This is a genomic window from Sinorhizobium sp. 7-81, from assembly GCF_030124405.1.
In the GTDB taxonomy this organism is placed as follows: domain Bacteria; phylum Pseudomonadota; class Alphaproteobacteria; order Rhizobiales; family Rhizobiaceae; genus Sinorhizobium; species Sinorhizobium psoraleae.
In genome coordinates this window covers 665,405-682,283 of record NZ_JASKLT010000002.1, presented here as the reverse complement: position 1 = coordinate 682,283, position 16,879 = coordinate 665,405, and the positions used below count along the sequence as shown (strand labels likewise).

Annotated in this window: 15 protein-coding genes; 7 read left to right on the top strand and 8 right to left on the bottom strand. The window is 61.8% G+C overall.

What is annotated here, in order from left to right:
• The first annotated feature begins 114 nt into the window (after nt 1-114).
• Both QN224_RS10430 and QN224_RS10425 read left to right on the top strand, forming a co-directional pair.
• Nucleotides 115-1,764 carry an FAD-dependent oxidoreductase gene (locus QN224_RS10430; protein WP_283976586.1) on the top strand — a complete coding sequence of 550 codons (1,650 nt, stop codon included), beginning with the start codon at nt 115-117 and terminating at the stop codon, nt 1,762-1,764.
• A gap of 134 nt (nt 1,765-1,898) precedes the next feature.
• The gene (locus QN224_RS10425; protein WP_283976585.1) at nt 1,899-2,360 is read left to right on the top strand and encodes a nuclear transport factor 2 family protein; all 462 of its coding nucleotides are present in this window, start codon (nt 1,899-1,901) and stop codon (nt 2,358-2,360) included.
• A gap of 151 nt (nt 2,361-2,511) precedes the next feature.
• On the opposite strand, the gene QN224_RS10420 is transcribed toward QN224_RS10425, so the two are convergent.
• From QN224_RS10420 to QN224_RS10400, 5 genes are all read right to left on the bottom strand, one after another.
• Nucleotides 2,512-3,450: a choline ABC transporter substrate-binding protein gene (locus QN224_RS10420; RefSeq protein WP_283976584.1), complete on the bottom strand. Its 939-nt coding sequence runs from the start codon at nt 3,448-3,450 to the stop codon at nt 2,512-2,514.
• 67 nt (nt 3,451-3,517) lie between these two features.
• Complete coding sequence (locus QN224_RS10415) at nt 3,518-4,348, bottom strand: SDR family NAD(P)-dependent oxidoreductase (RefSeq protein ID WP_283976583.1); 831 nt, start codon at nt 4,346-4,348, stop codon at nt 3,518-3,520.
• On the bottom strand, nt 4,345-4,842 hold the full coding sequence (locus QN224_RS10410) for an acetone carboxylase subunit gamma (protein ID WP_283976582.1): 498 nt from the start codon (nt 4,840-4,842) through the stop codon (nt 4,345-4,347). Before QN224_RS10410 ends, QN224_RS10415 begins: the two co-directional genes overlap by 4 nt.
• A 3-nt stretch (nt 4,843-4,845) precedes the next feature.
• Nucleotides 4,846-7,038, bottom strand: coding sequence for a hydantoinase B/oxoprolinase family protein (locus QN224_RS10405; protein ID WP_283976581.1), 2,193 nt, complete (start codon nt 7,036-7,038; stop codon nt 4,846-4,848).
• Nucleotides 7,039-7,054: 16 nt separating this feature from the next.
• A complete protein-coding gene (locus QN224_RS10400) occupies nt 7,055-9,184 on the bottom strand; it encodes a hydantoinase/oxoprolinase family protein (protein ID WP_283976580.1) in 2,130 nt (709 codons plus the stop codon).
• A gap of 111 nt (nt 9,185-9,295) precedes the next feature.
• Here QN224_RS10400 and QN224_RS10395 point away from each other — a divergent pair, with 111 nt between their 5' ends.
• Nucleotides 9,296-10,075, top strand: a complete 780-nt coding sequence (locus QN224_RS10395) for a helix-turn-helix transcriptional regulator (RefSeq protein WP_283976579.1) — start codon at nt 9,296-9,298, stop codon at nt 10,073-10,075.
• A 55-nt stretch (nt 10,076-10,130) separates the two neighbouring features.
• Here the strand turns inward: QN224_RS10395 and QN224_RS10390 are convergent, their stop codons facing one another.
• Nucleotides 10,131-11,000, bottom strand: coding sequence for a LysR family transcriptional regulator (locus tag QN224_RS10390; protein WP_283976578.1), 870 nt, complete (start codon nt 10,998-11,000; stop codon nt 10,131-10,133).
• A gap of 101 nt (nt 11,001-11,101) precedes the next feature.
• Between QN224_RS10390 and QN224_RS10385 the strand changes: the two genes are divergently transcribed.
• Nucleotides 11,102-11,773: an NAD(P)H-dependent oxidoreductase gene (locus tag QN224_RS10385; RefSeq protein ID WP_283976577.1), complete on the top strand. Its 672-nt coding sequence runs from the start codon at nt 11,102-11,104 to the stop codon at nt 11,771-11,773.
• A 120-nt stretch (nt 11,774-11,893) separates the two neighbouring features.
• Here the strand turns inward: QN224_RS10385 and QN224_RS10380 are convergent, their stop codons facing one another.
• Entirely contained in the window at nt 11,894-12,268 is a 375-nt protein-coding gene (locus QN224_RS10380; RefSeq protein ID WP_283976576.1) for a DUF427 domain-containing protein, read from the bottom strand.
• A 102-nt stretch (nt 12,269-12,370) separates the two neighbouring features.
• A complete protein-coding gene (locus QN224_RS10375) occupies nt 12,371-13,294 on the bottom strand; it encodes a 2-dehydro-3-deoxygalactonokinase (protein ID WP_283976924.1) in 924 nt (307 codons plus the stop codon).
• Between the two features lie 155 nt (nt 13,295-13,449).
• On the opposite strand from QN224_RS10375, the gene QN224_RS10370 reads away from it, so the two are divergent.
• The 3 genes from QN224_RS10370 to QN224_RS10360 are packed head-to-tail and all read left to right on the top strand — an operon-like array spanning nt 13,450 to nt 16,838.
• Nucleotides 13,450-14,373, top strand: coding sequence for a dihydrodipicolinate synthase family protein (locus QN224_RS10370; RefSeq protein WP_283976575.1), 924 nt, complete (start codon nt 13,450-13,452; stop codon nt 14,371-14,373).
• Nucleotides 14,370-15,539 (top strand): mandelate racemase/muconate lactonizing enzyme family protein, encoded by a 1,170-nt coding sequence (locus QN224_RS10365; protein WP_283976574.1) that lies wholly within the window; start codon nt 14,370-14,372, stop codon nt 15,537-15,539. The genes QN224_RS10370 and QN224_RS10365 overlap by 4 nt, the downstream gene beginning before the upstream one ends.
• A 33-nt stretch (nt 15,540-15,572) precedes the next feature.
• Nucleotides 15,573-16,838, top strand: coding sequence for a sugar ABC transporter substrate-binding protein (locus QN224_RS10360; protein ID WP_283976573.1), 1,266 nt, complete (start codon nt 15,573-15,575; stop codon nt 16,836-16,838).
• The last annotated feature ends 41 nt before the right edge of the window (nt 16,839-16,879 follow it).

Genomic DNA, 16,879 nt, shown 5'->3' with positions numbered 1-16,879 from the left:
CCTACAGGAATTTGTAAAGCGCAAAGACCTGAAAGACGTGCGCGCCGCGAATTGGCAGCGTCGGCATGAACGGGATCAACTGTGCCCGGATGTTGACATCAGGAGGAGGAGCCCATGTCGACGATTCTCAGAAAATCGGCTCTGCCGGCCAAGCGGTCCGCCTTCGATGTGGAGGCCGATATCGTGGTTGTGGGCGGCGGCGCGGCGGGTCTTGCTTCCGCGCTGTTTGCCCGCTGGCAGGGAAACGAGGTCGTGCTGCTCGAGAAGGCCGACGAGCTCGGCGGCACCACCAGGAAGGCCGCCTTCTGGTACTGGGTACCGAACAACAGGCACATGCAGGAGATCGGCGTCGAGGACAGAAAGGAGGACTGCATCCGCTACATGGCGCGCCTGGCGCGCCCGGAAACCTACGATCCCGATCACCCGACCTTCGGCATGTCGCGGTGGGAGTATGATTCCTTCGCTGCCATCTACGACAACGCCTCGCCGGCAACCGAGCTACTCGCCGAGAAAGGCGCGCTCGAATACCGGCACTGCGACTTCGTGCCCGACTATTGGGCGGAACTGCCGGAGGACAAGGCGCCGAAAGGCCGCGTGCTCTTGCCCAAGGATGCCCGCGAATCCATGTCGGACGGCGGCGAGGTGGCGATCCGTACCATGAGCGCCAAGGCGCGTGCCGACGGGGTCGATATCCGCACCGGGCATCGCGTGCAGCGCACGAATGTCGACGAGAACGGCGCGGTAATCGGCGTCGAGGCCGATACGGCCCTCGGCGAGCCCGTCGCGTTTAAAGCGCGCAAGGCCGTGATCTTCGCCTCCGGCGGTTTCACTCACGACGTCGGCATGCGCAAGAATTTCCTGAGCGTGCCGGTTTTCGGTGGCTGCGCCGCGCGTACCAACGAGGGCGACTTCGTCAATATCGGCGCGGCTGCCGGTGCCGAGCTCCGCAATATGAACTACGCCTGGATGTGCCCGATCGTGCTCGAGAAGGCGTTGAACGACGATCCGTCGTTGATCGGCACCTTCTCTCCATCCGGCGACTCCATGATCTACGTCGACCGGAACGGTCGCCGAGTCACCAACGAGAAGCTTGCTTACAACGAATCCGCGCAGGCCTTCTTCACCTGGGATCCGACGAAATCCGAGTACCCAAACCTGGTGCTGATCGCAATCTGGGATTCGCGCAGCCAGCAATATTCGGCAAGCGACGAGTACGGCCGCTTCATCGTGCCCGAGGGCAGGGACGATGGTCACGTCATCAAGGGCGACACGCTCGCCGAACTGACAAACAGCATCCGTGCGCGCTTCAAAAAATATGCGAACCGCATTGGCAATATGAAAATCGCCGATGACTTCGAAGAGACGCTGAAGTCAACAATCCGACGCTTCAACAAGTTTGCCATGGAAGGCAAGGATCTCGATTTCAACCGCGGCGAGCGGCAGGTGGAGCTTCTGTTCAACGGGCCGGCGGCCGAAAGCCCGGCCATGCCGAATCCGACAATGTATCCCATCAGCGATGGCGGTCCCTACTACGCCGCGCTGCTGACCGGCGGCAGTCTCGACACCAAGGGCGGACCGGTCACCAACCCCGACGGCCAGGTCCTCGACCATACGGGCAGGCCGATCCCCGGCCTCTACGGTGTCGGCAACTGTGTGGCCTCGGCCTCTGCCCGGGCCTACTGGGCCGGCGGAGCGACGCTGGGCCCCATCCTCGCCTTCGCCTATCTCGCGGCCAAGGCCGCCAACACTGAGCCTTCTGCATGATTCCTTAGATCGGAACCGATTTAAGGAGGAAATAGTGCAGAAATTCAAAGCGCTACAGCGACCTTTGCGCGTCTCAAAAGACGCGCGGCGCTGTAGACGCTGATCGTTTCGCAGTTCATTCAGGGAGGAATAAGATGGCAGTAACGACGCAGACGATGACGGACGAGCAGCGAAAATCGGTCGCGCTCGAATATCTGAAGGCCTTCGACAGCGGCGGAGTGACTTCCACCGGCGACTCAATTCTCGACCTTTTCGCCGACGACGCGCAGGTATACTTCCCGAAATGGGGCTTGGCGAACGGCAAGGAACAGATCGGCAAGTTGTTCGGCGATGTCGGCGCGACCCTCAAGTCGATCGTCCACCACTACTCGCACTTCAACTGGATCTTCTCCGGCTCCGATCTCGTGGTCTGCGAGGGCACAAGCCACGGCGAGCACCGCGACGGCCCGTGGCGCGCCGGCGTTCCGGAATGGCAGGCAGGGCATTGGTGCGACGTGTTCGAGATCCGCGACTGGAAGATACAGCGCTGCTTCATCTACCTCGACCCGGACTACGCCGGCAAGGACACCGCCCGCTATCCGTGGCTGGAAAAATAGCCTGCTTACTGCCCTCACCTGCCGATGAGGGTAGCATCATTCGGGATGGGGGCTCACGGCGCAACCGAGAGCTCTGTGTTCGTTACCGCCAGCAAAACCGGACGCGCCGTGGCGAAACAGCTGCGGGAGAGTTGCGAGCTCCCGCAGATTTTCAGCCCTTGAATGCGCTGTTGATCGCGTCGAGCGCCGGCTTGCCATCCAACGTCGTCACGCCTTCCAGCCACGGTTCGATCACGCCTGGATTGGCCTTCAGCCAGTCGGTTGCGGCAGCCTTCGGATCTTTGCCGTCATTGAGGATGCCGTTCATGATCTCGTTTTCCATATCCAATGTGAAGCGAAGGTTGGTGACGAATTTCGCAACGTTCGGGCACTCGGCGGCGTAACCCGCGCGAATGTTGGTATAGACCTCGGCGCCGCCGTAGTTCGGTCCGAAATAGGCGTCGCCGCCCGCGAGATAATCGATCTTGTACCGCGTGTTCATCGGATGCGGCGCCCATCCGAGAAAGACGACCCACTGGTTGGCCTTGATCGCCCTTTCGACCTCGGCAAGCATGCCTTGCTCCGATGATTCGACGAGTTCCCAGTCCTTCAGGCCGAAATCACCCTTGTTGATCATGTCGAGGATCATGCGGTTGCCGTTGTTGCCGGGCTCGATGCCATAGATCTTGTGGCCGAACCTGTCGGCGAATTTCTGGAGATCTGAAAAATCCTTGACGCCTGCGTCGGCGACGTATTTCGGCACGGCGAAAGTGTATTTGGCGCCTGTGAGGTTCGGACCGATGACCTCGATCGATTTGTCCTCGAGGAACGGCTTGCGGTCGGCTTCCATGCTCGGTTGCCAGTCGCCGAGATAGACGTCGATATCCCTGTTCTTCATGCTGGTGTAGGTGACAGGTATCGACAAGAGCTTGCTCTCCGGCTGATAGCCAAGCGCTTCGAGAATTGCCGAGGCGGCGGCGGTCGTCGAGGTGATGTCCGTCCAGCCGACATCGGAGAAACGTACGGCCCTGCAGCTATCGGGCTCGCCAGCGAAAGCGGCGCCCGTCGTCAAAAGCAGTCCTGTGGTCATTGCAGCAATATGTTTCAGCATTGTCCTGTTCCCTGTTTTTAGGTTTGTGTGCACTGCGAAACTCACGTCAAAAGACCGAAAAGGCGGCTCACCAAAGTGCGCCGCCCGTAACCTGAATGTTCTCCATGGTGATGCCCCGTGCTCCCTCGCCGCACAGAAAGGCGGCAAGGGCGGCGATCTCGTCGGGCTGGATGATGCGGTTTTGCGGATTTTGCGCGGCGATGTCCGCCATCGCCTCCTCCATCGTCCGCCCCTTGCCTTCTCGTTCGACAACCTGCTGCACGTTGCGGCGCATCAGTTCCGTTTCCACCCAGGTCGGACTGATCATCACGCAGGTGACCCCGTGCGGTGCTCCTTCGAGCGCCACGCAGCGCGTGAGGCCGAGAAGCCCCGATTTCGAGGCGCAATAGGCGGGATTATCCTTCCAGCCAACGGTCGCAGCCGTCGAACCTATGTTGATGATCCGGCCCGCCTTGCGCTCGATCATCTGCGGCAGCAGCTTCCGCGTCATGCGAAACGCGCCGTTGAGGTTGGTGTCGATGATCTTCAGCCACAGTTCGTCGGAATGGCCTGAGACCGGCTGCTCGGCCGTCGTGCCGGCGGCGTTGACGAGAATGTCGGCCGGGCCGCAGACCTCTTCCGCCGCACGCACGAAATCGTCGATCGCGCCGCTGTCGCGGACATCGAGATGGCCTGCGTAAACTGCCGTTCCGGAAGCGGCGAGCCGCTCGCGGACCTCGACGATCTCCTGCGGATCAGGATAAGCCGCCGCGTCGCCCTGTCGGCCGGCCGCTTCGCGGACAAACGAGCCAACAGCGACATTGGCGCCCTCGGCGGCGAGCGCTTGCGCAATCGCCAGCCCCTGGCCCGTCAACCCGCCGGTAATGACCGCGCTGCGGCCCTTGAGCTTGCCTGTCATGCCACCTCCTTCAACGGCCTGCCGAGCCAGTCGCGATAAAAGCCTTCCAGATCCGGTTCGAAATCATGCACGATCGGATAGCCGGGTGCTGCCGCTTCCACCTCGTGCAGATGCGCGCAGTTCGGGCAGAAGAATTCGCGGATCTCCATCCAGCTCGGATCGGGAATATCGCTGTTCGGGTAGATTTCGCGCAGGCTTTCCTCGGTGTTGCGGACGTTGATCAGCGCCTTGAGCTTCCAGTTCTTGCGGTAATCTCCGAAGGAATGCCCGCATTCGCAGCGGGTGATCCGGCCCTCGGCGCTTTCGCAGATGAAGAGGTGGTCGCTGACCGGCAGCAGGATCGGATCGCTCCACGAAACGCGATCCTGCAACACTGCGAGATACTTGAAGAAACGGTCGTCATCCTTGTAGGCGCTCATGATCCGCCGCGTCTGCGGCCAGGGTAGTGTGCCGTTGACGAGGTCGTTGATGACTTCCTTCGAATATCCGGTCATGGCTCATTTCTCCCCAGCAATGGCGAAATCGGAGGCGAGGCCCCAGAATTCTTTGAAATCCTTGGCAAAGCGCGGCGAGAGCTTCATCGCGCTGCGGTACATCTTTGCGACTTCGGGTGCGAAATCGGACGTCCTGACGCGCTCGCTTTCCCTGGCGATCCACTCGGATACGGGAACGGCTCTTTTCAGCCGCTCCTCGCGCATTTCGGCGCGGCGAGCGACGGTCGCGTCGATATCGGCCTGCGGATAGCCGTCCGCGTCGTCCGTGAGGATGATGCCGAATACCTTCTCGGCGGCTTCGCGCGTGAGGAAGCCGTTTTCGACGTCCCATGCGGTCTTGATCGGATCTCGCTCGAGCACATCGCCGAAACCGCCGCCGCCATTATAGGCATGGCTGAAGATGTCGCCGGCCTTGTGCGGACGGGTGATATAGGGCCCCTCCTCCCATACCTGCTCGCCTTGGTAGGTGCGCTCGAAATCAGAGACCAGCGGATCGGTACCGGGCGCATGCGCGAGCGGCTCGCGGCGTTCGGCTCGCTCGAAGATGTCCGAGTTCCTGACAGCATGATGCTTCTCGCAGGTGGGCGCCGGATAGCCGCCGCACATGCCGCCATTGTCGAACACGCGCGAGGAATGCTCCGACGTCACGAGACGAAGGTGATTCGTCTTGTTGATGAGCCAGGTTGAGATGAAGGCACAACCGCCGCGATATTTGCCGGCCCCGCCCGAGTTCGGCACGATCGACCGGCCGATATAGATCATCGGCATGTTCTGTTCCCAGATCTCGATATTGCCCATGTCGGACTCAGGATTCCAGCCGACATAGGCCGTGTCGAGACCGTCCTTGATCGCCAGCGCCCCTGAGCCAGCGGCGGCGCATTCGAAATGCGCCATGCCGAACCCGGTGCCATATTGGCTGGTGCCACCCATCTCGATCATCGGCGAGTTGACCTGACCGACAAAGGCTTCCTCGACGAAGCCCCGGGCGATGAAGCCGCGCGACAGCAGCCGCTGGAAAACGCCGTAGGCCGGCAGCAGCAATGCCCAGGAGGTGGCGGTCGCCGCCATTTCGTTGTCCGGATTGGTCCACGTGCCGTGCGGGATGTTGATTTCGGTCGCCATCCAGGCGCCGTCATTGACCAGCCCCTCGAAGTTCATGTGCTGGGTGAGCGTCACGAACATGCCGCCGTCCATGCCGGCCGGCGTGCAGTTCATCGAGTGATAACCCCATGGCTGAGTACCGTCGAAATCCAGCCGGATCCTGCCCTCGCTGGTGATCTCCATCTCGATCGGGATGTTGTACAGCCAATTCGGATCGGCGAGCGGCTGGAAGCCGGGCTTGCCTTCAGTGACATGGCCGTAGAACGTGTGGCCGCGATAGATGCCGGGCACTGTGAGCTGCCGCGTGCGGGCAAGCTGCGCTCTCCGGCCCTCCTCGATATATTCCTTGGAAAGCTGCTGCCAATAGCCGAGACCGATCTCGCCGATGAGCTGCTTGACGCTCTCGCGCATGTCGATGCAGGCCGCGACCTTGGCCTTCTCGTCCAGGACCCAATAGATCGGCATGCGCAAGTTGCGCTCGCAGCGGATGACGTAATCGCGGCGGATCTCGTCGTTCTCGCCGATCTTTTCGGCACACACGAACAAGCCTTCGGTGAAGCGTTCCTGCGCAAGGCAAACATCGCCGCCGGGCGTGATGCCGCCGGCCTCTAGCTCATGGCAGACCGCACCCGCCCAGCCGACCAGCGTGCCCTCGAAGAAGATCGGCACGACATCCATGACGTCGGGCACCTGCACGGTGCCGATGAAGGCATCGTTGTTGGCGAAGATGTCGCCGTGGCGGATGCCGGGATTCTGCTCGTACCCGTTCCTGATCATCCATTTGATGAAACGGCTCATCGTATGCACATGCACCATGATGCCGTTCGAAAGTGCGATCGCGTCGCCTTCGGGCGTGTAGATCGCCACCACCATTTCGCCCACCTCGCGGACGCCGGGCGAGGCGGAGATGCGCCGGGCCATTTCACGAGCAGAGACGCAATAGGCGCGCAGCTTGGTGTGCAGCGTCTCGAACTTCAGCGGGTCCTCTTTGCGCAGCCGAAGTTCGGTAATGCCGTCATAGCAGCCGGTCTCGTCCATCAGCCGCTCCGACTCGAGCAGCCGCTGCTGCAGGGAATTTGCCGTTCTGTCCAGCATAGTCATAACCTCCAGCTCAGGCGTGGTTGTAGTGAAGCAGCGTCCATTCATCGATGAAGACGCGATCGTCGGGATGCACGACGAGGGTCGTTGCCGGGTGCTCGATGATCGCCGGGCCGATCACCTCGTGTCCGGGCTGAAGCAGATCCATCTCGTAGAGGTTGGCCCTGTGCCAGCGGCCGCCGATATAGGCCTCGCGAACGCCCTTGTGAGCCGATTGCGGATTGGAGGTTCCGAGCGGCCGCTTGACGAGCACCGGCTTGATCTTGTCGGCCGTGGCAATGACGCCAAGTTCCATCAACGAAAAGCCCGCCTCGCCATATCGCGATACGCGATGATTGGCTTTGGCGTAGACTTCTTCGAACTGCGCCAACACCGTCCGCATGTCGTCGGCCGTTTCGATGGACGACAGCGGCGCGATAACCTCTACGTCCTCCAATTGACCGGTATAGCGGGCCATGAAGAAGGGAACAGTCCTGATCTTCTCCCGCGCGTGGCCGTCGACGAGCATTTCGTCGACCGCGGCCTTTTCGAGGTCACGCCACACGTGCGTCACCTGCGCGCCGGCAGCAACCAGTTGATCCTCGGAGGCACGGGCGCCGATATCGATCTGGGTCGAGACCGAATGGCGGCGCATATAGTCGGCCGTCGTACAGCCGAAGGCGGAGAAGGCGGCAGCGAACTGGAACGTGATGATATCCTTGAAGCCGATGCCCCGCGAGCAGCCGGCAAGATGCAGCGGCCCCGAACCGCCGTAGGAAAGCAGGGTGAATTCCGACGGGTGGATGCCCTGGCCCGAGATGACGCGACGCAGCGCGTTGTTGGCGTCCTGCTCCAGCATGTCGATCATGCCCTCGGCCGCTTCCTCGACGCCGACGCCGAGCACGTCGGCGCATTTCTCCTTGAACGCCGCACGCGCCTTCTCGACCTGAAGCACCACCTTGCCGCCGAGGAAGTAATGGGGGTTCAGCCGGCCGAGAATCGCATCGCAATCCGCAATGGTTGGCTCGGTACCGCCCTTGGCAAAGCAGATCGGGCCGGGATCGGAACCGGCGCTTTCCGGCCCGAGCGAAACCTTCTTCGTCAGCGGATCGACCTTCAGGATCATCCCCGCGCCCGCGCCGATTGTGTCGAGATGGAGCGTCGGCACGTTCAGCTTGAAGCGGTCCATCAGCGGCTCGTTTTCGATGCGGGTCTGGCCGCGCGAAATGACGCCCATGTCGAAGGATGTGCCGCCCATGTCCGAGCAGATGAGCGAGTCGTTGCCGATCAGCTTGCCGACATAGGCCGCGCCGAGAATGCCGCCGATCGGGCCGGAGATCATCGTCTCGTGCAGGCGCGGATGGTTGATTGAGGTGAGCCCGCCGAAGGAGAGCAGCGTCTGCACGCCATATTTGAAGCCGTATTTTTGAGAAGCCTCCTCGATGCCCTTGAGCTGCCGGCGCCCCCGTGACGTCGCATAAGCCTCGATCAGCACAGAGTTCAGCCTCGATTGTTCCCGGATCACCGGGCGCACCTCATGGCTGGTATAGACGCCGATCTCGACGCCGGCGGCCTCGATCACCTCGCGGCAGATTTCGGCGATGCGCTTCTCATGCACCGGATTGACGTGGGAGAAGATCGTCATGATGCAGATCGCGTCGACCTTGTCGCGGATCAGTGCACGGGCCGCCGCGATCACCTCCTGCTCGTAAAGCGGCAGGATGATATCGCCGAAATGGTCGATGCGCTCGGTCACGCCGTGAGTGCGGCGGCGCGGCACCAGTGGATCAGGATGGGCATGGGTGACGGCATGCAGCCTGTCGGCATAGGAATAGTCGGCCCAGGCCTGCAGGCCGCGGCCCATCAGCACCATGTCCTCCATGCCCTTAGTGGTGATGAGGCCGAGCTTTCGGCCGGTGCGCGATAGAAGCGTATTGAGCATGCCGGTGCCGGAATAAAGCACCACGTCGAGGCCCGAAAACAGGCTTTCAAGCGAGATGCCCCAAGCATCCGCTGCGTCCTGGGAGGAGGCGATGAAGCCTTCAGCCTCGTTTCTCGGGGTGGTGGCGGCCTTGCCGATCTTGAAGTGTCCGTGCTGATCGACAAGGATGGTGTCGGTCATCGTGCCGCCCGCGTCAATGCCGATCACGATTGGGTTTTCCAAGGTTCACCCTCCATGGCTCTGATGATGGAGGCAGCCTATTGGCGGTTTGGGAGGCAGGAAATAGGCCAAAAGGCACAATGACCGGCAGGGGGAAGGGTGCTAGACGACGCCATGACCAGCAATGGATTCTGGAAAACCTTGGCCGATGCGATCGCTGCGACGGGCACAGACAGCCACGTCGATCGATTGATCGACATGATCGGATCGTCCGTGCCGCAGGATTTGGTGACGGTCGTGCGCTACTCCGTCACCCGCAAGCCAGAATTTATCAAACATCGCCGCTATTCAGACGAAATGGCCGGCCGCTACCTCGACACCTATTACGTCTTTGACCCCTTTTATGCCTATTGGCGGCGTGAGCGGCGACCTGGGATCGTCCCGCTGAATAGCCTTGCGGATGGCGAAGCCAAACGCGGCCGCTATATCGCGGAGTTCCTGGCGCAATCGGAAATCTGTGACGAGGTTGGCGTCCTGCTCGAGGACGGCGAGGACTGGTGCCTTGGCATCTTCCTCGACCGCTCGACGAAAATGTATCGCGACGACGAGATCGAGACGCTTCGCAACCGCTTTGCGGTCTTCGCCGCGCTGCATGAACTCGACACGCGCGCACAGGCGCCCGATTTCCGGCGCACCGATGTACCCGCCGTGCCGGGGGCAGCGCCGGTCAATGCCTCGCAGGCGTCAGCCACGCTGTGGCCGGAGCTTTCCACACGCGAGCGCGAGCTCGTCGATTTGATCCTCAAAGGCCATCCGAACGCGACTATCGCCAGCAAGCTTGGCATTGCGGCGGGCACGGTGAAGAACCATCGCGCCAGGATCTACGAGAAGCTCGACATCACCACCGAGCGCGAACTCTTCCTCCAGGTGTTCCAGCAGTATCACATTCCGTGACGAGCGGACGTCACCGCAACTTGCGTGCCTCGCCCAAAAGCCGATTGCGCAGGCATCATGTTCTCAAGCTGCGCATTTCATCCTGCAACCACTCGAGAACTTGTCGTGTGTCGCGGTCAGCCCGTGTCCGGTTTGGCACCAGGATGCGGTAGCAATGGCCGGGAATCGAGACGTCAGGCAGGACGTCTTCAAGGAGCGCACTGGAGACCAGGTGCTGTGCAAGCACGTCGCTGAGGACGACGATCCCCTTGCCCGAGACAGCGGCGAGGGCTGCATGATGCTCGTCGTCATAGGAAATGACCTTGAAGGATCCGTGTTGCCCCAGAGCCGTTTCCCATGGATCGAGCGCAAGCTTCTCCAGACCGCGCGATCGCCAGCGATACGAGAGGACTGCCACGCTCCGGGTCTCGGCCTGGCGCGCAAAGGTTCCGGGTGACGCGAAGGCCCTGAACCGCTCGCGCACCAGGAGTTGGCCCTCGCCGGAGGTACTGGGCGAATACCTTACGGCGGCGTCTATGCCTCGCGTCCGCTCAAGATCGATTGACGTGTGGCTGGCCTCGGTCCGCAGCGACAGGTTCGGGAACTGCGCCTGAAACTCGGAAATCCGGGGCGCTAACCACAGAGTTGCAAAGGCTGGCGTTGTCGTCAATGTCACGCTGCGCGTTTCGCTGCTGATCCGGTCAATCGCGTTATCGAGCAGCGATACGGCGGCGCGAGCGGCTTCCAGGAGTTCCGCGCCCGCCTGCGTCAACTCGACTTTCCTGTGCGAGCGCCGGAACAGGTCGACGCCCAGATCAACCTCGAGGCCGCGAACCCTGTGAGACACGGCAGTGGATGTCAAGCCAAGCTCGCCCGCAGCGTCCTTGAAACTGCCAAGCCGGGCTGCGGCCTCGAAGACTCGAATTGCAGAGAGAGAAGCTCGCACTGAGATGAGTTTCCTTCATTCGAACGGGTGGATTTCTCGTTTTAAAGATTGCCTTGGAAGCCGCATATTGCACGAGGAAAATTCACCACAGGAATAACTCGATGACAACCCTTCTGCGCCTCGATGCAAGCGCCCGTCGCTCTCGGTCCCTCAGCCGCACCCTGGGCGATACATTCGAAAGAGAATGGAGAAAGCATCGTCCCGACGATGCCTGGATCATTCGCGATCTGGCGGAACAACCGCCAGCCCATATCACGGAGCCATGGATCGCAGCTGCCTTTACCCCGCTCGAGGCGCGCACGCCGGAGCAGCATCAGATCCTTGCCGCCTCCGATGACCTCATTGACGAGCTCGCCGCGGCCGACGTTCTGGTCGTCAACGTTCCGATGTACAACTACGGCATGCCCTCCGCCCTGAAGGCCTGGGTCGACAATGTGGTCCGCGTCGGCCGGACCTTCTCCTTCGACCTCGGTCGCGGCGACTTCCCCCTACGGCCGATCATGTCCGGGAAGCAGATGGTAGTGCTGAGTTCTTCAGGTGAGTTTGGGTTCGACCCGGCAGGCATCCGGGGCGATATGGATCAGCTCATCCCGCACCTGAGAACAGTGAAACACTATCTCGGTGTTTCGGATATGCATATCGTCCGCGTCGAGTACCAGGAATTCGGCGATGCCCGGCACAAGCAATCCATGAGTGATGCCATCGCCTCGTCCAAGCGCTTAGCGGGAGCGGTGGCGCAGGCCATAACCGCCCCAGCGGCAGCGGCCGAATGACACCGGGCTCAACGAGGTTGCTCTCCCGACTGGGCTTCGGGCGGGACGCTCGTCGCGGGCCAGCCATCTCCGGCTGCCCGATCCGGAGGTCCGGACGGGACAATGCGATCCAAGCGGCGCCTACAGTTCCTCGATCGAATCCACCCGATCCGGATAGAACGCCACGTGGTCCTTGATTTCCCGTACCGCCGCATGGGGATCTTCATAGGTCCAGACGGCGTTTTTCGAGCGCTCGCCACCGGGCGTGATGCTGTAGTAGGAAGCATCGCCCTTGTACGGGCAATGCGTCGAATGATCGGTGCGTGCAAGCAGCGACATGTCGACGTCCTTGCGGGGGATATACTGCACCGCCGGGTAGGACGCCTCGCGCAACGTCAGCGCATCGCGCGTGTCGGCGACGACGCGACCGTCAAGCTTGACGACGACGCGCGCTGGATTGTGATCGATGCTGATAGGATGATCGGGCCCGGGAATTCTGATCGACTTGTCTGACATGAGCGATCGCCTTCGAAGATTGGGACCAGTCTTAGATAGGATCATGGCTCTCGCTTCCCAAGGGCGGCGGTAGTCGTCGATGCGCTTTTATGGACGGAATGCTCAGGCGCGATGGCACGATCTGCCAGGACCTTCTTGGCCGCGCGAGCGAAGATCGTATTCCGAGATGGCGAGCGCGCCGCGGATCGCTGCGTCGGCAGGGGCCGGCGCAAGATTCACGCCAAAGGCCTTGGACACGGCCCCGTAAACCTCGACCAGGTCGTCATCGCCAACAATCGCGATCGTGTCGCCCTCTTTGAACCAGCCCCCGGCACGCGCCTCGGCGAACTCCCACCCGACGATCAGACCTGACAGCCGGCTTTTCATCTCCTCCGGCGTGATCTTGCCAGCGAGCCAGCCGGTGCGCACGGCAAAGAGGCGGGTCAACAGGCCGCCGGCCCTTCCGCTTTCGTCGCGGGCAAGCGCAAGGCCTTCGGCAAAAGCCGCGCTGGCGTGGTCCGCCTCCGCCGTCGCGACCTTCGACAGAAAGGAATGGTTCGCGAGCGTGTTGAAGATCTCGCCAGTAACGAAAGTGCGGAATCGTTCGATGCGGCCGTGGCGGATCTCGGCCCATTTGGAATGGGTGCCGGGAAGAACGACGACGATGTCCTGTTCCAGCCCGAAGCCCACAAGCTGGGTCTCCTCGCCGCGCATGACGTCGGGAAACGGAAAGGCGGACGGATCAGTCAGCCCCGGAAGGAACCGGAGCCGGTCTCCTTCGGGAAGTTCGATGGTGCGGCTGACCGCAGCGAAATCCGCGGCCGTCGCCGGCGTCGGCACATATGGCATCTCGAGCCAGCCATTGCGGCTGCCGATCATTCCTGCCGCCACGACGCGAAGAGAACCGTGTTTGCTGCGCCAGGGTGCGAGCGCATCGGAAAGCACGCCTGCATGCTCCCCCTTCGGCACGGCCTGGACGCCTTGCCGGCTTTCCTTGGCGTCGACGATCAGGCCTTCCCGATCCACCAGCACGGCACGGAAGCCCATGGCTCCCCAATCGAGCACCACTGTGACTGAATCAGTCGGATCGATGGACAAGACAGGTCTCCTTCAATCGCGGATCACGATTGACACCCCCTACCATTTTCACTTATGGTCCACAATATAAAAAGATAGTCTCATTATATGGACCTCTCGCGATTATGCTTCTGACAGGAATACTTCCGGTGCTCCCGACGCCCTTTGCCGATGCTGGCGTCGATCTGGAAGCGATGCGCCGCGTCGTCCGCTTCGCGCTGCGAGCCGGGGTCGACGGAGTCGTATTTCCGGGATTTGCCAGCGAAGTGGAAACACTGACTGTCGACGAGCGCGCAGCGCTTCTTCAACTCGTCGCCACCGAAGTGGACGGTCGAGTGCCGATCGTGGCGGGCGCCAGCGCGCCGACGATCGATGAAGTCGTCAAATACGGCAGCCAGGCGCTTGCACTGGGGATCAAGCGGCTGATGATTCAACCGCCGAAATCGATCGGTGCCGGTGCCGACGCGGTGGCATCCTTTCTCTCGGCCGTGGCGGCGCAGTTGCCGGGCGCCGAAATCATTCTTCAAAATGCGCCGGCACCGCGCGGCTCCGACCTCTCGCCTCAGGCGGTCTTGCAGGTCGTCCGCCGGGTCGCCGCCGTTCGCTACGTGAAGGAGGAGACGCTGCCGGCGGGTCCGGCAATCACGGCGATCCTCGCCGAGGCGCCCGAGCATCTGTTGGGTGTCATCGGAGGCGGCGGCGCCCGCTACATCCTGGACGAGTACGATCGTGGCGCCTGTGCTGCGATGCCGGCGCTCGAGATAGCCGATTTGCATGTTGCCCTCGACCGAGATTACCGCGCCGGACGTAGAAGCGAAGCGAGGGCGCTCTACGTTAAATCGTTGCCTTTGTTGGTTTTGCAGGCCGTCTACCGCATGCGTCTCACCAAGCATGTACTCGGGCTTCGCGGCGTTTTGGACAATCGCGCCGTGCGCGCACCTACCCCGGAGCTCGACCCGTTCGCCATGCAGGACATCGAAAGCTGCTTCGCCGAATGTGGGCTACAATCGGGGGTATTGGCACCCGAGCGGAAGGGAATTGGCGCATGAGTGACCCTGTCCGGAAAATCGAGACGTTTACGCTCACCCTGCCGCGCGACAGGCCCTATCTCGGAAAGCCCCGCCCCGGCGAGGATCCCAACCAGCGCGGTTATCTGGTGCGCAAGGGCAATCGCACGGTCTATACGACCTTCGATCGCAGCGTGCTCGTCCGGATCGAGACAGCGAACGGTGCGGTTGGCTGGGGCGAGACCTATGGACTGGCTGCTCCCGGAGCCACTATGGAAATCATCGACGACCTTCTGGCCGACTTCACCATCGGCCGCGACCCGTTCGATGCCTCGGCGATACACGACGATCTCTACGACCTGATGCGCGTGCGGGGCTACACCGGCGGTTTCTATCTCGACGCCCTCGCCGCGATCGACATCGCGTTGTGGGATCTCGCCGGCAAGCTCGCGGGTCTGCCCATCTGCAAGCTGCTTGGCGGGCAGCGCCGCGATCGGATAGCCGCCTATGTCTCCGGCCTGCCGGAGGACACGCGCGCCAAGCGCGCCGAACTCGCCGCGCACTGGCAAGCCAAGGGCTTTTCTTCCTTCAAATTTGCCTCTCCCGTTGCCGACGACGGCGTTGCGAAGGAGATCGAAACGCTGCGCGAAAGGCTGGGTCCTCAGGCACGCATCGCCTGCGACATGCATTGGACGCAAACCGCAAGCGAGGCGATCGCGCTCGTCAAGACGATGGAGCCGCATGGGCTGTGGTTCGCCGAAGCGCCGGTGCGCACCGAGGATCTCGACGGCTTGGCGCGGGTGGCGGCCGGCGTGTCGACCGCGATTGCAGTCGGGGAGGAGTGGCGCACGGTCTACGACATGGTGCCGCGCGTCGCGCGCGGTGCGGTAGCAATCGTGCAGCCGGAAATGGGACACAAGGGCATCACGCAATTCATGCGCATCGGGGAATATGCCCAGGCGCACCACATCAAGATCATCCCGCATGCAACGATCGGCTCCGGCATTTTCCTGGCTGCAAGCCTGCAGGCGAGTGCGGCGCTCGCCAATGTCGACTGCCACGAGTTCCAGCATTCGATTTTCGAACCCAACCGCCGGCTTCTCGATGGCGACATGGATTGCGCCGCGGGCGAATACGTCCTGCCGACAGGACCCGGCCTCGGCGTCGAGCCGTCCAGGGAGGCTCGCGAACTGCTCAAGAAGCACTGAACAAAGATACTTCGCGGAGGAGTGGAGGAGAACATGAAGACCATAGCAAAACAAATCGCTGCGTCGGCTGTCGCCGCGATGCTCGTCAGCACCGCCTTGCCCGTCTCAGCCAGCGCGGAGGTGCTCAAATTCGTTTCCTGGCAGAAGGACGAGAAAGGCGTCGGCGACTGGTGGGCTTCGGTAATCAAGGAGTGGGAAGCCAAGCACCCCGGCGATACCATCGAATGGACCAAGGTCGAACGCAGCGCCTATGCCGACACTATGACAACGCTGTTCGCAGGAGGCACGCCGCCCGACATCGTCCACCTGGCCTCGTTCGAGTTCCAGGCCTTCGCCAACAATGGCTGGCTGGAAGATCTTGGTCCCTGGATCGAAAAGGCAGGACTCGATCTCAACGGCTGGAGCGGCCAGGACATCTGCAGGTTCCAGGAGACGACCGTCTGCGTAATGATGCTCTATTACGGCACCATATTCGGCTACAACGAGGAGATCCTGAAACAGGCGGGGATGTCGGTTCCCAAGACCTATGCGGAGTTCCTCGCAGCCGCCAAGGCGACGACCAAGGATCTGAACGGCGACGGCATCGTCGACCAATTCGGCACGGGCCACGAGACCAAGGGCGGCGGTGGTCAATACATCGCGGAAATGGCGAGCTACCTGTTCGATGCCGGCGCACGCTTCACCAATGCTGAAGGCGAGGTAACGATCGACACGCCCGAGATGGTCGAAGGCCTGACACGCTGGAAGACGATCGTCAGTGAAAACCTGACGCCGCGCGACCTTTCGGCGGGTGAGGTGCGCAAGCTCTTCGCCGATGGCAAGATCGCGCTGAAGGTCGATGGTCCGTGGATCTATTCCATCATGCAGCAGGGGGCGGCCAAGGACAAACTGAAGCTGGCGAGCGTACCCTTCGACCCGCCGCTTGGCGGCTCGTCGAACGTGCTCGCGATGCCGAGCGAGATTTCGGACGAGAAGAAGCAACTGGTCTGGGACTTCATCGCCATCGCCGCCTCGGACAAATTCCAGACCAGCTTTGCGACGCTCGCCGCGTCCACGCCTCCGAGTCCGCGCGCGGATCTGGCCGATGCCAAGGCGAAAATCCCGCATTTCGATCTCATGGTGGAATCGCAGCAGGCCGCGGCAGAGAACAAGATCGACCGTATTCCGATCGGCCTTGAGGTTCAGTTCAACGAATTCTCGAAAATGATCCAGGAGGAGGCGCAGCGGATGATCATCGAGGACCTCGATCCGGCGACCGTCGCCAAGACGATGCACGAAAAGGCAAAGGCGCTTCAATAGAACGCTTTGCCGACCAGTGAAGAGTCCCGGGCGCTCGCATG

Excerpts from the sequence above, each read along its gene's own strand:
- QN224_RS10430 (WP_283976586.1), top strand. The coding sequence starts at position 115 with ATGTCGACGATTCTCAGAAAATCGGCTCTGCCGGCCAAGCGGTCCGCC.
- QN224_RS10425 (WP_283976585.1), top strand. The coding sequence starts at position 1,899 with ATGGCAGTAACGACGCAGACGATGACGGACGAGCAGCGAAAATCGGTC.
- QN224_RS10420 (WP_283976584.1), bottom strand. The coding sequence starts at position 3,450 with ATGCTGAAACATATTGCTGCAATGACCACAGGACTGCTTTTGACGACG.
- QN224_RS10415 (WP_283976583.1), bottom strand. The coding sequence starts at position 4,348 with ATGACAGGCAAGCTCAAGGGCCGCAGCGCGGTCATTACCGGCGGGTTG.
- QN224_RS10410 (WP_283976582.1), bottom strand. The coding sequence starts at position 4,842 with ATGACCGGATATTCGAAGGAAGTCATCAACGACCTCGTCAACGGCACA.
- QN224_RS10405 (WP_283976581.1), bottom strand. The coding sequence starts at position 7,038 with ATGCTGGACAGAACGGCAAATTCCCTGCAGCAGCGGCTGCTCGAGTCG.
- QN224_RS10395 (WP_283976579.1), top strand. The coding sequence starts at position 9,296 with ATGACCAGCAATGGATTCTGGAAAACCTTGGCCGATGCGATCGCTGCG.
- QN224_RS10385 (WP_283976577.1), top strand. The coding sequence starts at position 11,102 with ATGACAACCCTTCTGCGCCTCGATGCAAGCGCCCGTCGCTCTCGGTCC.
- QN224_RS10380 (WP_283976576.1), bottom strand. The coding sequence starts at position 12,268 with ATGTCAGACAAGTCGATCAGAATTCCCGGGCCCGATCATCCTATCAGC.
- QN224_RS10375 (WP_283976924.1), bottom strand. The coding sequence starts at position 13,294 with ATGGGCTTCCGTGCCGTGCTGGTGGATCGGGAAGGCCTGATCGTCGAC.
- QN224_RS10370 (WP_283976575.1), top strand. The coding sequence starts at position 13,450 with ATGCTTCTGACAGGAATACTTCCGGTGCTCCCGACGCCCTTTGCCGAT.
- QN224_RS10365 (WP_283976574.1), top strand. The coding sequence starts at position 14,370 with ATGAGTGACCCTGTCCGGAAAATCGAGACGTTTACGCTCACCCTGCCG.
- QN224_RS10360 (WP_283976573.1), top strand. The coding sequence starts at position 15,573 with ATGAAGACCATAGCAAAACAAATCGCTGCGTCGGCTGTCGCCGCGATG.